The following is a 12,614-nucleotide window of genomic DNA, read 5'->3' as shown; positions in this document are numbered from 1 at the left end:
CGGCCCACCCGGAGCGGTTGCCCGTCCGCTCCGGTGAGATTAAGACGGCGTCCATGGTCCGCGAGATCCTCATCTGGCCCGACCCTGTCCTGAAGCAGAAGGCCAAGCCGGTGGCGAAGGTGGATGACTCCACCCGCACGCTGGTGAAGGACATGTTCGAAACGATGTACTCCGCTGAAGGCGTGGGCCTGGCCGCCCCGCAAATCGGCGTGCTCCAGCGCGTCATCGTGCTGGACACCACGCACAGCCAGCCGGAGCTGAAGCCCATTGCGATGATCAATCCGGAGATCATCGCCATGGAAGGCGACACGACCTACAACGAGGGTTGCCTGTCCATCCCTGGCGAGGCCGCGGATGTCGACCGGGCCGCCGTGGTCACCGTGAAGTTCCTGGACCCGGACGGTCAGGAGCAGACGCTGCGCTGTGACGGGCTGCTGTCCATCGCGGTGCAGCACGAGACGGACCACCTCAACGGCACCGTCTTCGTGGACCACATCTCGTCCCTGAAGCGCGAGTTCATCCGCAAGCGGATGAAGCGCCTCAAGACTTCGCGCGAGCGCGAGGTGAGCGCGCCGGCGTCTCCGTAGCGCTGGCGTCCTTCTGGACCTTCACGCCCTTCTTCGGGCACAGGTCCGCGACGACGCAGCGCTCACACGCGGGCGAGCGGGCAAAGCAGGTCCGCCGCCCGTGCCACACCAGGAGCTGGTGGCCCAGGGCCCACCGCTCCGACGGCAGCACGGCCTGCATGTCGGCTTCCACCTTGTCCGGGTCCGCCTTCGTGGTGAACCCGAGCCGGAAGGCGAGCCGCTTCACATGCGTGTCCACGGGGAAGGCCACGTCGCCTCCCAGGTGGATGCACACCACGCCCGCCGTCTTGCGGCCCACGCCTGGTAGCTTCTCCAGCGCGTCCCGCTTCAAGGGAACCTGCCCGGCGTGCTCCTGCACCAGCGACCGGGCGGCCGCGACGATGTTCTTCGCCTTGGCGCGGTACAAGCCGCAGGTGCGGATGAAGGGCTCCACGTCCGACGGTTCTGCTTCCGCATAGGCCTGGGCGTTGGAGAAGCGCTGGAAGAGGGCAGGCGTCACCATGTTGACGCGCTTGTCCGTGCACTGCGCGGAGAGGATGACGGCCACCAGCAGCTCCAGGGGCGTCCGATAGTCCAGCTCGATGCGGGCATCCGGCATGTCCGCAGCCAGGCGGTCCATCACCAGCAACGCGCGCTTTCGCTTCTCCGCGACCGTCTCACGTCCAGGCACGGCGCCGTTGTATGTCACACCGGCTGCGAGCCCAAGCACCGGTTGGACGCACCCATTCGGGGAGATTCATGAAGCGCATCGACTTCCGTTCCGACACCGTCACCCAGCCCACGGCCGCCATGCGGCGCGCCATCGCCGAAGCCGAAGTGGGGGATGACGTTTATGGCGAAGACCCCACTGTGCTCCGTCTGGAGGCACGGGTGGCCGAGCGGCTCGGCTTGGAGGCCGCCGTCTTCGTGCCTTCGGGTACGCAGGCCAACCAGCTGGCCATCGGCGCGCATTGCCGGGCGGGCGACGAGGTGCTCACCGAAGCAGGCAGCCACATCCTTCACTACGAAGGGGGCGCGGTGCCCGCCTTGTGGGGCGTGCAGCCGCAGCCGCTGCCAGGACAGCGCGGTCTGCTGTCGCCGGAGGACGTGAGCGCGGCCGTGCGCGAGGACAACATCCACAATCCGCGCACGCGCCTGCTGTCGCTGGAGAACACGCACAACCGGGGTGGTGGTTCGGTATGGCCGGTGGAGCGCTTCCGAGCCGTCGTGGAAGCGGCGCGCAAGGCGGGGCTGGCCGTCCACCTGGATGGAGCCAGGCTCTTCAACGCCAGTGTCGCCCTGGGCGTGCCGGTGTCCGCCTGGGCCGCGCTGACGGACACGACGTCCGTGTGTTTCTCGAAGGGCCTGGGCGCTCCGGTGGGCTCGGCCCTGGCGGGGCGCGCGGACGTCATTCGCGAGGCGCGCCGGCTGCGCAAGCGGCTGGGCGGTGGCATGCGGCAGGCAGGCATCCTGGCGGCGGCCGCGCTGCATGCACTGGAGCACCATGTAGAGCGGCTGGCGGATGACCATGCGAACGCCCGCAGGCTGGCCGCAGGGCTGGCGGAGTTGCCCGGCGTGAAGGTGGACGCTTCGCGGGTGGAGACCAACATGGTCTTCGCGGAGTTCTCCCGGTCCGCTCTGGAAATGGTGGCGCGACTGGAGCAGCACGGGGTCCTGACGAACCCCGCGGGTGCTCCTCGGACGCTGCGCCTCGTCACCCATCTGGATGTGTCCGCTGCCGACATCGACGAAGCCCTGCAGCGCATCCGACGCGCCGTGGGGTGAGCACAGTCTTGGGGTGAAACGCGCGTCCGTGGACATCCCTGGGCGCGCACACGGGTTGGGGAAGGAGCGCTCCGGGCGGGCCATGGTAGGCTCGCACCGCCGTGCGCCGCCTCAGCCTCCTCGCCTTCGCTACAGCTTGTGCCTGCGCTACCCGAGGCGCGGAGCCGAAGATGAGTTTCGAGGAGCTCTACGCCACCTCGGCTTCACAGTCGCGCGCGCCAGATGCATCACCAGCGCCCCTCCGAGTGCGACCGCCCGCGCCGGAGACTGCTCCGGAGCTGCATGCCGTGCTCGCCGCCTTCGCGTCGCGAGCACAGGGCCTTCGTCAGCAGGTGGCGCGAGGCGGGACGATGCCCGCCGCCCAGGTAGAGAATTGGGAGCAGGTGACCTTCGCATTGGACGGCTTCCTGTCGCGTCCCGCGGCGCCGCGCGTCGGCTCGGGTGATTTGCTGCAGGCCCAGAGCGTCCTGGAGGCCGAGCTGGAGCGGGACGGCTTCACCTATGGCGACATGCCGGCCCCGTTGGCCGAGGCGGTGGTGTTGCGCGTGGGCCGACTGGCGCTGCGCACCGCCGAGCTGCGCCGCCTGGAGCAGCCGCCCGAGCCGGCCGAGGATGCGCTTCCGCGCTTCTCCTGGCCGGTGGATCCGGTGTCCGTCACCAGCCTCTTCGGCTACCGCTGGCACCCCGTGACAGGCGTGCACCGGCGCCACCTGGGGGTCGACCTGGCCGCGACGCAGGGCCAGCCCATCTACACTGCGGACAAGGGCGTGGTGCTGCGTGCGGGCCACAATGGCGACCATGGCCTCCAGGTGGAGGTCCAGCATGAGGGGCGCTGGGTGACGCGCTACAGCCACCTGTCCCGCGTGCTGGTGGACCCTGGCGAGGTGCTGGAGCGAGGCAACGCCGTGGGGCTGGCCGGGGAGACAGGGCTGGCCACCGGCGTCCACCTCCACTTCGAGCTGTGGCGTGACGGCCAGCCCATGGACCCGCTGGAGGCGCTGGGTGACGCGGAGCCGCCTCCGGAGCCCGTGCCGGCGGTGGCCCGTGGGCCCGTAAGCCGCTAGCCCGCAATGCAACAGGGGCGCCCCCTTTCGGGTGAGCGCCCCTGCGCGAAATCCCTCAGCGATGGCTTAGAGGGAGTTCTTCAGCTCCTTGGCGGGCCGGAAGCCGATCGTCTTCGACGCCTTGAGCTTCATCATCTCGTTGGTCTGGGGGTTGCGAATCTTGCGAGCCTTGCGCGACCGAACCGACCAGGTTCCAAAGCCGGGGTAGCTGAAGCGGGCGTCCTTCTTCACCGCCTTACCGATATTGGTGAAGACGATGTCGAGGATCTGCGCCGCCGACTTCTTGGTGAGACGTGTCTGCGCCGCCACCACCTCGACGAGTTCTGCCTTGGTCATTACGCCCCTCCGTCCGTTGTCTGGCCTTGAAGTGCTTTAACCCGGCCGGTGGTAACAAATCGCTCTTTTGCCTGTCAATGCCGGCCGCGGTTTGGAGCCGGAAAATCGGCCTCCAGACGAAAAGTTGGCCCTCTGAAATACCGGGCGTAGGAAGAGTGTGGAGCGTCGCTTCCGATACATCATCGCGACCCATCCGTGGTGAATTGGAAAAAAGCTGTGTGTGATCGTGTTTTGAGGAAAGTCTTTGGAATATTGATCGCTTACGGAGGGGGGCTGATCGCGTTCGCGTGAGCCCCGGCGGGAAGGCGCTAGGATGCTTGCTTGCGTGCGTTTTCGAACCTCCCTGCCCTTGATCCTGCTGCTCGCCAGCGCCTGTCGGAGCCCTTCGCATCGCGAGGCGCAACCGGCCGCGTCGTCCCCGGCCCCCGGCACCCTCTGGGTGGACGCGGCTGGTGCGGAGCTTGGCGACGGCTCGCGTGAGCGCCCGCTGCGCCAGCTGGGCGAGGCACTGGCGCGGCCCGGAGCCCTGACCGTGCGGGTAGCTCCTGGGCGCTACACAGGGCCGTTCCTGATCCCACCCGGAGTTCGGGTGGAGGGGCAGGGGCCGGGGGTGGTGCTGCAAGCGGAGGGCGCTGCTCGCACGGCCATTCAGGTGGGTAAAGATGCGGAGCTGTCGGATTTGGTGGTCCAGGGTGGGCTTTGGGGATTGGAGAGCACGGACGGCGGCCATGTCCGGCTGGCGCGAGTGGGCTTCAGCGGGCAGGTGACGGGAGCGGTGCGTGTGGAGGCCGGGCGGCTGGAAGTGGAGGACAGCCGGTTCGAAGCGGCGCCAGCGGCCATGGTGGGGGTGCTGCTGGAAAGTGGACGGGCCCCGTCTCCGGAGGGCGGCGAGCAATCGGCACCGCGCGACGCCTCGTCCAAGCCCGAGGTGCTGTCGAACACGGACGGATCCATGCACTCGCCTCACGACAGCGAGGCCGCCACGGGCGCTGGAGCGCAGCAGGAAGGCCCGAGACATGCCGGAGCCATCGTGGAGGCCCACATCCGAGCGAGCACCTTCACCGGCCCCTACCGCCGAGCCGTGCGGCTGCGCGGCGCGGACGTGCGGGCCACGTTGGAGGACCTCCAGTTCACGGGTTCCGCGACAGCGGTCGGCGTGGACGGTGCGTACGCCGAGGTGCGTCGCTCCACCGCGGAAGGTGGGCAGGCGGCGGCTTTCTCGGTGATGGACGGCACCCTCATCCTGGACGAGGTCTCCGTGACGGGGCACGAGTACGGCGTGTCCTCCATGCAAGCACGCAGGCTCGACGTGCACCGCTTCACGTCGGTGCGAGCCATTCGGGCCGGTATGGGACTGCTGATGTCACGCGTCCGGCTCCGGGACATCGTGGTGCGGGACAGCGGCGCCTATGGCGGGCTTCAGTTCTCGGGCGGGGACCTGGACGTCCAGGGCGTTCGGGTGGACGGCGCCGCCGAGTACGGGGTGATGGCGCTGCGTGGGAAGCTGCGGCTCCGTGACGTGGACATCCGCGGGGTGCACACGGCGGACGGTGTCACCGGGGATGGCCTGCACCTGCGTCAGGTCGAAGCGGACGTGGAGGGCGTCGTGGTGCGCGATGCACAGGGTGCGTGTGTCCTCGCGGCGCAGAATGCCCGCGTGTCACTGCGGGGCGCGAAGCTGGAGACCTGCGGGCACGTGGGCCTGCTGACGGACACCCTGGCGCGCATGAACGCCGCCAACGTGGACATTCAAGGGGCGGCGACGGCGCTGGGCGCTCTGGGAAACGGCGAGCTGCGTGTGGAATCCCTCTCCGCGAGTGGTCTGGAGACGGGGTTCGTCCATGCGGAGTGCGAGGGCGCCACGCAGGTGCACCTGAAGAAATTCCGCTCCGAGGACACGCGAGGCCTGTCGGCGCGCTGTGTCCACGCCAGTCCGAAGTGAACCGGCACGACCGCAACGGTTGCTCCATCCCGCTGGATGCTCACGGGACGGAGCGCTCCGGCTCGCGAGGCTCCTCTTCCACCTGGTCGGGAGCGGGGTCGGTGATGGCGGCGGGCAGGGCGGAGGCATGTCGCTCCAGCCACTCGCGAATGACGGGATAGACCTCCGACGGCGCGCCGGTGCCGAAGATGAGGTCCCCGTGCCCGTAGTTCATCTTGTCGCCATGGTCCGTGCCGAAGATATGCAGCGTGCGGTCGGGCGCGGTGGCGAGCGCGAACTGCGACTCCACGTTGGCCGGCGTGGCCAGCCGGTCCGAACTGCCGCCCATGACGAGCAGCGGAAGCTGGAGCTGTGCGATGCCAGCGCGCCAGTCCTTCGTGCGGTCGAAGGAGCGAAACATGTCGTGCTCAATCCAGTCCTGGAACTGAAGCAGCACCTTGCGGCTCATCGACGACATCATGTTCGCGTAGACCTGCCGCTGGATGCGCGGGGGGATGTGCTCGGGGTTCACCAGCAGGTCCGACAGGGGCAGGGTGATGTAGCCCAGGAAGGGCGCGAGGCTGGCGCTCATCCACTCCTGGCGGAAGCGTGCGGGCCAGGCGGCACGGACGCCCATGGAGATGAGCGTGCGCAGGAAGGGCTCCGACTTGAAGTGCACGGGAGCGCCCAGCGCGAGCAACCCCGCAAGCTTCTCCCCGTGCGGGCCTTGTGCGACGCCGTAGCCCACCAACCCGCCCAGGGAATGGCCGAGCCAGAAGGCGCATTTCGCACCCGTCTCCTTCAACGCCAGCTCCAACAGCGCGGGTCCATCCTGGAGGATGTGGTCGTCGATGGTGAAGTCCGTGTACCTCCGACCTCGAGGCGGCTGGCGTGAGTGTCCGGTGCCGCGCCACTCGACGCTGAAGCAGTCGAAGCCCGCTTCGGCCAGGTAGTGCGCGACGGAGTAGGGGGGCTCGAAGTCGAAGGTGAACCGGTTCGCCGCGAGCCCGTGGCACAGCAGCACGGGCTCCTCGAACCGGCGCACGGCCGCGCGTCGCGCGTGAATCACCAGCTCCCATCCGTCCTCGCAGCGGGCGCGGAGGACCTGGGGCAACTCCGCCCTGGGTCGGTACCATCGCCGCACGGCCACGACCCAAAGGACGTTCCACAGAACGAGTGCGACGCCAGCGACCAGTACCCACACCACCCACCGCGAAGCGTCCATGCATCCTCCTTCCCAAAAATAAAACCCTGCTAAGGTCGGTTCACCCGCCGTCCTGCCGCCGGGAAGTCACGGCTATCAGAGGAAGTCGAGGGAATGATGAAGTTGCGGAAACTGATGTTCGTGCTGCCGAATCTCTTCACCGTCACGTCCATTTTCTGCGGCTTCTACGCCATCACCCTGTGCACGGGGGACGCCGAACCGGTGCAGCTGTACCAGGCGGCCCTGGCCATCTTCTTCGCCATGTTCTTCGACGGCTTCGATGGTCGGGTGGCCCGGTTGACGAAGACGCAGAGCGACTTCGGCGTGCAGCTCGACAGTCTGGCGGACGTCATCTCCTTCGGAGCGGCGCCCTCTCTCCTGGTGTACAAGTGGGCGCTCGAGCCCCTGGGCTTCGTGGGGCTGTTCATCGCGTTCTCCTTCGCGGCCTGTGGCGCATTGCGTCTGGCGCGCTTCAACGTGCTGGCGGCGCGCAACCCGCACGGAGGTGGTGGCAGCTTCTTCGTGGGCCTGCCCATCCCCGTGGCGGCCGGCATGCTGGTCTCCGTCATCATCTCCCACCATGCGGCGACGCAGGGGGAGCCCCTGGCCGAGAGCGCCGTGGTGCCCATGGCGGTGGCGGTGGCGGGCCTGGCGCTGCTGATGGTGTCGACGGTGCGCTACCGCACCTTCAAGGACACGCGGCCCAACCGGAAGAGCGCGCTGGCCTTCATGCTCGTGGTGGTGGGCGGCACGGTGATCGCCACGCAGTTGCACCCGGCCTGGGTGCTGGTGGCGTGCTGCGGCGCCTATCTCGCGCTGGGGCTGGTGGAGTCGGCGGTGCTGGTCCGCAGCCGGCTGGTCGCTCGCAAGGTGGCGGCCCCCTGCGCGGCCGCGGTCGCGGTGGCCACGGTCATCGACGACGAGGAAGAAGAGGACGCGGAGTCCAGCCAGGGCAATGACGGGCCCGCGTACCTCTGACCTGGAGGACGCTGTTTCCCGCTCGGCCCCCTTCCAGACCAGGGGGCGTTGCGGCTTGGATGCGCTTCGGTCCGTGCCCAGCCGTCCGGCTGCCGCTAGGATGCGCGGCCCATGCGCGTCGAGCTGCTGTGCACCGGTGACGAGCTCGTCACCGGCCTCATTACGGACACGAACAGCACGTACCTGGAGGCCCGCCTCTTCGACCTTGGCGTCAAGGTGGAGCGCGTGGTCCTGGTGGGGGACGTGCGGCCGGACATCACCCAGGCGCTGAAGGAAGCCGCGTCGCGCGCGGACGTGGTGGTGGTGTCGGGGGGCCTGGGGCCCACGGCGGACGACTTCACCCTCGAATGCGCCGCGGAGGCCGCGGGCGTGCCGCTGGAGGAGGATGCCCAGGTCCTCGACTGGCTGCACCAGCGCTACGCCGCGCGAGGCCTGTCGCCCAACCTGAGCGCCCTGCGCATGGCCCGCGTCCCCCGGTGCTCCGAGCCCGTGAGGAATCCCGAGGGCTCCGCGCCGCTCGTCGTGATGAAGCTGGGTGGCGCCCAGTTGTTCTTCCTTCCGGGGGTGCCCCGTGAGTTCAAGGCGCTCCTGGAAGGCGAGGTGCTGCCGCGGATCCGCGCGACGCTGGACGCCCGCCCCGAGCGCACCTACCGGGCCTTCCGGCTGCTGCGCACGGTGGGCATCCCGGAGTCGGAGCTCGACATGGCGGTTGCCCCCATGGGACCCCGGCATCCTCTCATCGTGTTCGGCTTCCGCACCCACGCCCCCGAAAACCACCTGAAGCTGATGGCGGAGGCCTCCTCCCAATCGGAGGCGGATGCCGCGCTCGCCGCCGTGGAGGTGGAGTGCCGCCAGATGCTGGGCACGAAGCTCTTCGGTGTGGACTCGGAAGCGTACGCCGCGGTGGTCCTCGAAACGCTTCGTCGGGCGGGCGCCACGCTGGCGGTGGCGGAGAGCTGCACCGGCGGCCTCATCGCCCAGCAGCTCACGGCCGTGCCGGGCTCCAGCGAGGTCTTCATCGGCGGCGCGGTGGTGTACTCGGAGAAGATGAAATCCGCATGGGTGGGCGTTCCTCCCGACGTGCTCGCACGGCACACGGCTGTTTCGCGCGAGACGGCCGAGGCCATGGCGGAGGGCGTGCGCGATGCCTGCGGCACGACCTACGGCCTGTCGGTGACGGGATACGCGGGCCCTGGCGGCGGCACGCCGGAGGACCCCGTTGGCACCGTGTACTGCGCGCTGTCGGCGCCTGGCGTGCCCACCCGCTGTGAGCGCATCTCTGTCACCGGCGACCGCGACCGCGTGCGCCTGTTCGCCGCTTCCCACACGCTTGAAATGCTGCGGCAGCACCTGCTCGCCGCGCCCGCTACCCCATGAGCCGTTCCAAGTCCAAGCACCCCCGTCCGTCCTCCTCCGAGCCGGGAGCTTCCAATCCGGCTGCGTCAGGAGCGCCCGCTGTCGCGCCCGTCGCTTCGCACCAGGATGCGGGGCCCGCAGCCGCCAGCGCGCCAGTCCCTTCCGCCGAGCCCGAAGCCGCCTCGCCTTCGGTGTCACCGCCCGCGTCCTCACCGGGCACCCCCGTGTCGGGAAGCCTGCCGCTGAACGTCGCGCGTGTGTGGCTGTCCGCCTACCGCGTGGAGGTGGTGCTGTTCGTGGTCGCCTTCGTGGTGCTCGCCAGCTTCAGCTCCCAGCGCTTCCTGCGCCAGAGCGCCGCGCCTCACTTCGTCTATCAGGCCCAGGCATGGATGGAGGGGCGGCTGGACGTGGACCCGCAGGTGCTGCCCAACATGGAGGACTGGGCCTGCGTTCGCATGGTGAACGGCGACAAGGTCCGTTGCACCGGACGCCCGCTCCCAACGGACCGCTGGTTCGTGAGCTTCCCGTCCTTCCCCGCGGTGGCGATGTTGCCCTTCGTCGCACTGCACGGCTACCAGTTCAACGACACCTCGTTCGGCGTCATCGTCGGTGCGCTGGCGGTGGCGCTCTTCTTCTCGCTGCTGCGCTTCCTGGCGAAGGAAGGGGAGACGGAGCGCAACCGCAACGAGAACGTGGCCCTGGCGCTCATTCTCGCCTTCGGCACCCTGTTCTTCTACTGCGCCATCCGGGGAGAGGTCTGGTTCAGCGCCGAGGTGATGGGCGTGGCGCTCACCTGTCTCTACGTGCGCAACTCCGTCCGGGCGCATCGTCCGCTGCTCGCGGGCCTGTTCTTCTCCATGGCGACGCTCACGCGGACGCCCTTGCTCTTCACGGGGCTCTTCTTCGTGCTGGAGGCGCTGTGCCCCGGGCCGGAGCCTCGCCTGGCGCAGCTCAAGGCCCTGGCGCGGAACTGGAAGCCCGCCGCGAAGAAGCTGGGCCTCTTCACGTTGGGCGCCGCGCCGCTGGCGGGGCTCGCGGCCGCGTACAACGTCTACCGCTACGGCCGGCTGAGCGAGTTCGGGCACGCGTACCTCTTCAACAACCGCGTCAATGCGGACATCGACCGCACGGGGCTCTTCAATTGGGAGTACCTGCCACGAAACCTGGAGGCGGCCTTCTTCAAGCTGCCCTCGGTGTCCTTGTCTCCGCTGAAGCTGGGATATGACCCGCACGGGCTGACGCTGCTGCTGACGCTGCCGCTGCTCGTCTTCCTGTTGGTGCCGAAGACGCGCCCGCGCCTGCATTGGCCGATGTGGCTCACCGTGGCGGTGTGCGCGCTGCCCGGACTCTTCTACCAGAACACTGGTTACATGCAGTTCGGCTTCCGGTTCAGCCTCGACTACACGCCCTACCTCCTCCTGCTCTTCGCATTGGGGGGTTGGTCCCTGCGAAATCGGGCGGTGATGGCCGCGGTGGCGCTTGGCGTGCTGGTGAACTTCTGGGGAGCCGTGGCTTTCCGCGGCTACACGGAACTTGTCCGGAACTGGTAGCGCCCCTCGTTTCATGGGCTTGAATCCTTCGCGCTCCACGCGCAGATGAGAGACGTCATGCAACCACCCACCGGACAGCCGCCTCCCGGCAAGCGCTGGCACACCCGCGAGGACAGCGGCATTCGCCTCGACGCCAGGATGCGCTGGTGGCACGACGACGAGCCCATCCTCCATCCCAAGATCATCGAGCTCTTCAACGCCTCGCTCATGCTGGATGACACGGGCCGCTACCAGCTTCGCATTGGCAACGACTGGTGTTTCATCCAGGTGGAAGGCGCCGCCTACGAGGTTCGGACGGTGGACGTCACCCCCGACGAGCGGGTGTCCGTGCGTCTGAGCGACCGCACCGCCGAGGCGCTGGACGTCGCCAGCCTGCATCTGGACGCGGACGGCGTGTTGTCCTGCCGCGTGAAGCAGGGGCGGGCCCAGGCGCGCCTCTCGCGCGACGCGCAGTACCAACTCGGACAGCTCCTGGAGGAAGGGCCCGACGGCGGGCTCGTGCTGAATGTCGGTCAGCGCAAGCTCGCCGTCCCGGTCGAACTGGACGCGTTGGCGTCCTCCGTCTAGGCCGCGACCTCCACCGGCGCGGGCGAGGAGGGCAGGGCGGAAGTCCCCGTAATCTCCTTGCCCAGCGCTTCCAGCACGTCGGGATGTTCGCGCAGCCACTCGGCGGCGCGCTCCCGGCCCTGGCCGATGCGCTCTCCGCGCAGGCTGAAGTGGCTCCCCGACTTCTCGATGAGACCCGTGGCCACGCCAAGGTCGAGCACTTCCCCCACGCGGTGGATGCCGCTGCCGTACATGAGGTCGAACTCCGCTTCCTGGAAGGGCGGGGCGACCTTGTTCTTCACCACCTTCACTCGCGCCTTCGAGCCCACGACGGCATCACCGTCCTTGATGTTGCCCGTGCGGCGAATCTCCATCCGCACGGATGCGTAGAACTTCAGCGCGTTGCCACCCGTGGTGGTTTCCGGATTGCCGAACATCACGCCAATCTTCATCCGAATCTGGTTGATGAAGATGATGCACGTGCCCGAGCGGCTCACCGCGCCCGTCAGCTTGCGCAGCGCCTGACTCATCAGCCTCGCCTGGACGCCCATGTGCGCGTCCCCCATCTCGCCCTCGATTTCGGCCCGTGGCACCAGGGCAGCCACCGAGTCGACGACGATGAGGTCCACCGCGCCGGAGCGCACCAGGTGCTCCGTGATTTCCAGCGCCTGTTCGCCGGTGTCGGGTTGCGACACGAGCAACTCCTCCACACGGACGCCCAGTTTTCGCGCGTAGGACACATCCAGCGCGTGCTCCGCGTCGATGAAGGCCGCCACGCCTCCCGCCGCCTGTACCTGTGCAATCGCATGCAGGGTGAGCGTCGTCTTGCCCGAGGACTCGTTCCCGAAGACCTCCACCACACGGCCCCGTGGATAGCCGCCCACGCCCAGCGCGCGGTCCACTCCCACCGAGCCGGAGGGGATGACGGCGACCTTCTGTTCGCGCGCTTCCCCGCCCAACGTCATCACCGAGCCTCGTCCGAACTGCTTCTCGATGCTCGCTACCGCCGCCGCCACCGCCTTCAGCTTCTCCGCCAGCTTGCTCATCGCGTCTGTCACTCCCTCGCCGCCCTTGCTGTGTTGGATGCCGCATCCAGAGACGCCGTCATGGCGCCGTCAGCACGGCGGGCAGACAGGTGAGCAACGCCTGTGCCGCCCGCTTCTCCCCCTGAGAGACGGGAGTACAAGCGTCCGGGTGCGTGGCTGTGTGTCCAGTAGTGTGGAGTGTGCGCGAGCCGTTCCGGCAGTCGCATGAGAAACAAGCATGGGAGCCCATGCTTGGCGGCATAGCGGATAGCGCTTTGCGTTG

At 68.5% G+C, this 12,614-nt stretch carries 12 protein-coding genes; 8 read left to right on the top strand and 4 right to left on the bottom strand.

Going from position 1 to position 12,614, the window contains the following annotated elements:
* The first annotated feature begins 53 nt into the window (after window positions 1-53).
* The gene (gene def, locus F8M74_RS04370; protein WP_090484493.1) at window positions 54-587 is read left to right on the top strand and encodes a peptide deformylase; all 534 of its coding nucleotides are present in this window, start codon (window positions 54-56) and stop codon (window positions 585-587) included.
* Here def and nth read toward each other — a convergent pair.
* Window positions 541-1,257, bottom strand: a complete 717-nt coding sequence (gene nth, locus F8M74_RS04365) for an endonuclease III (protein WP_255470636.1) — start codon at window positions 1,255-1,257, stop codon at window positions 541-543. The two genes, def and nth, sit on opposite strands and share 47 nt — an antisense overlap.
* Window positions 1,258-1,325: 68 nt before the next feature.
* On the opposite strand from nth, the gene ltaE reads away from it, so the two are divergent.
* Both ltaE and F8M74_RS04355 read left to right on the top strand, forming a co-directional pair.
* The gene (ltaE, locus tag F8M74_RS04360; protein ID WP_141257835.1) at window positions 1,326-2,351 is read left to right on the top strand and encodes a low-specificity L-threonine aldolase; all 1,026 of its coding nucleotides are present in this window, start codon (window positions 1,326-1,328) and stop codon (window positions 2,349-2,351) included.
* Between the two features lie 101 nt (window positions 2,352-2,452).
* Window positions 2,453-3,415 carry a M23 family metallopeptidase gene (locus tag F8M74_RS04355; protein ID WP_141257834.1) on the top strand — a complete coding sequence of 321 codons (963 nt, stop codon included), beginning with the start codon at window positions 2,453-2,455 and terminating at the stop codon, window positions 3,413-3,415.
* A gap of 66 nt (window positions 3,416-3,481) precedes the next feature.
* Here F8M74_RS04355 and F8M74_RS04350 read toward each other — a convergent pair whose 3' ends face one another.
* On the bottom strand, window positions 3,482-3,751 hold the full coding sequence (locus F8M74_RS04350) for an HU family DNA-binding protein (protein ID WP_002635502.1): 270 nt from the start codon (window positions 3,749-3,751) through the stop codon (window positions 3,482-3,484).
* Window positions 3,752-4,076: 325 nt separating this feature from the next.
* On the opposite strand from F8M74_RS04350, the gene F8M74_RS04345 reads away from it, so the two are divergent.
* Entirely contained in the window at window positions 4,077-5,693 is a 1,617-nt protein-coding gene (locus tag F8M74_RS04345) for a hypothetical protein (protein WP_228559547.1), read from the top strand.
* A gap of 40 nt (window positions 5,694-5,733) precedes the next feature.
* On the opposite strand, the gene F8M74_RS04340 is transcribed toward F8M74_RS04345, so the two are convergent.
* A complete protein-coding gene (locus F8M74_RS04340) occupies window positions 5,734-6,897 on the bottom strand; it encodes an alpha/beta fold hydrolase (protein ID WP_141257832.1) in 1,164 nt (387 codons plus the stop codon).
* A gap of 93 nt (window positions 6,898-6,990) precedes the next feature.
* Between F8M74_RS04340 and pssA the strand changes: the two genes are divergently transcribed.
* From pssA to F8M74_RS04320, 4 genes are all read left to right on the top strand, one after another.
* Window positions 6,991-7,854, top strand: coding sequence for a CDP-diacylglycerol--serine O-phosphatidyltransferase (gene pssA / locus F8M74_RS04335; protein ID WP_141257831.1), 864 nt, complete (start codon window positions 6,991-6,993; stop codon window positions 7,852-7,854).
* A 111-nt stretch (window positions 7,855-7,965) separates the two neighbouring features.
* The gene (locus F8M74_RS04330; protein WP_141257830.1) at window positions 7,966-9,231 is read left to right on the top strand and encodes a CinA family nicotinamide mononucleotide deamidase-related protein; all 1,266 of its coding nucleotides are present in this window, start codon (window positions 7,966-7,968) and stop codon (window positions 9,229-9,231) included.
* On the top strand, window positions 9,228-10,760 hold the full coding sequence (locus F8M74_RS04325; RefSeq protein WP_141257829.1) for a hypothetical protein: 1,533 nt from the start codon (window positions 9,228-9,230) through the stop codon (window positions 10,758-10,760). Before F8M74_RS04330 ends, F8M74_RS04325 begins: the two co-directional genes overlap by 4 nt.
* A 57-nt stretch (window positions 10,761-10,817) precedes the next feature.
* The gene (locus F8M74_RS04320; protein ID WP_171410151.1) at window positions 10,818-11,327 is read left to right on the top strand and encodes a DUF1285 domain-containing protein; all 510 of its coding nucleotides are present in this window, start codon (window positions 10,818-10,820) and stop codon (window positions 11,325-11,327) included.
* Here the strand turns inward: F8M74_RS04320 and recA are convergent.
* The gene (recA, locus tag F8M74_RS04315) at window positions 11,324-12,352 is read right to left on the bottom strand and encodes a recombinase RecA (RefSeq protein WP_140788487.1); all 1,029 of its coding nucleotides are present in this window, start codon (window positions 12,350-12,352) and stop codon (window positions 11,324-11,326) included. The genes F8M74_RS04320 and recA overlap by 4 nt on opposite strands.
* Window positions 12,353-12,614: the final 262 nt, after the last annotated feature.

The organism is Myxococcus sp. CA023, from assembly GCF_010998615.1.
In the GTDB taxonomy this organism is placed as follows: domain Bacteria; phylum Myxococcota; class Myxococcia; order Myxococcales; family Myxococcaceae; genus Myxococcus.
Note: the sequence above shows the minus strand (reverse complement) of the source record. Positions and strands in the feature narration are given on the sequence as shown.

What these genes read in the sequence shown, in the direction of transcription:
- def (WP_090484493.1), top strand. Translation starts at nt 54, where the DNA reads ATGGTCCGCGAGATCCTCATCTGGCCCGACCCTGTCCTGAAGCAGAAG.
- ltaE (WP_141257835.1), top strand. Translation starts at nt 1,326, where the DNA reads ATGAAGCGCATCGACTTCCGTTCCGACACCGTCACCCAGCCCACGGCC.
- F8M74_RS04350 (WP_002635502.1), bottom strand. Translation starts at nt 3,751, where the DNA reads ATGACCAAGGCAGAACTCGTCGAGGTGGTGGCGGCGCAGACACGTCTC.
- F8M74_RS04340 (WP_141257832.1), bottom strand. Translation starts at nt 6,897, where the DNA reads ATGGACGCTTCGCGGTGGGTGGTGTGGGTACTGGTCGCTGGCGTCGCA.
- pssA (WP_141257831.1), top strand. Translation starts at nt 6,991, where the DNA reads ATGATGAAGTTGCGGAAACTGATGTTCGTGCTGCCGAATCTCTTCACC.
- F8M74_RS04330 (WP_141257830.1), top strand. Translation starts at nt 7,966, where the DNA reads ATGCGCGTCGAGCTGCTGTGCACCGGTGACGAGCTCGTCACCGGCCTC.
- F8M74_RS04325 (WP_141257829.1), top strand. Translation starts at nt 9,228, where the DNA reads ATGAGCCGTTCCAAGTCCAAGCACCCCCGTCCGTCCTCCTCCGAGCCG.
- F8M74_RS04320 (WP_171410151.1), top strand. Translation starts at nt 10,818, where the DNA reads ATGCAACCACCCACCGGACAGCCGCCTCCCGGCAAGCGCTGGCACACC.
- recA (WP_140788487.1), bottom strand. Translation starts at nt 12,352, where the DNA reads ATGAGCAAGCTGGCGGAGAAGCTGAAGGCGGTGGCGGCGGCGGTAGCG.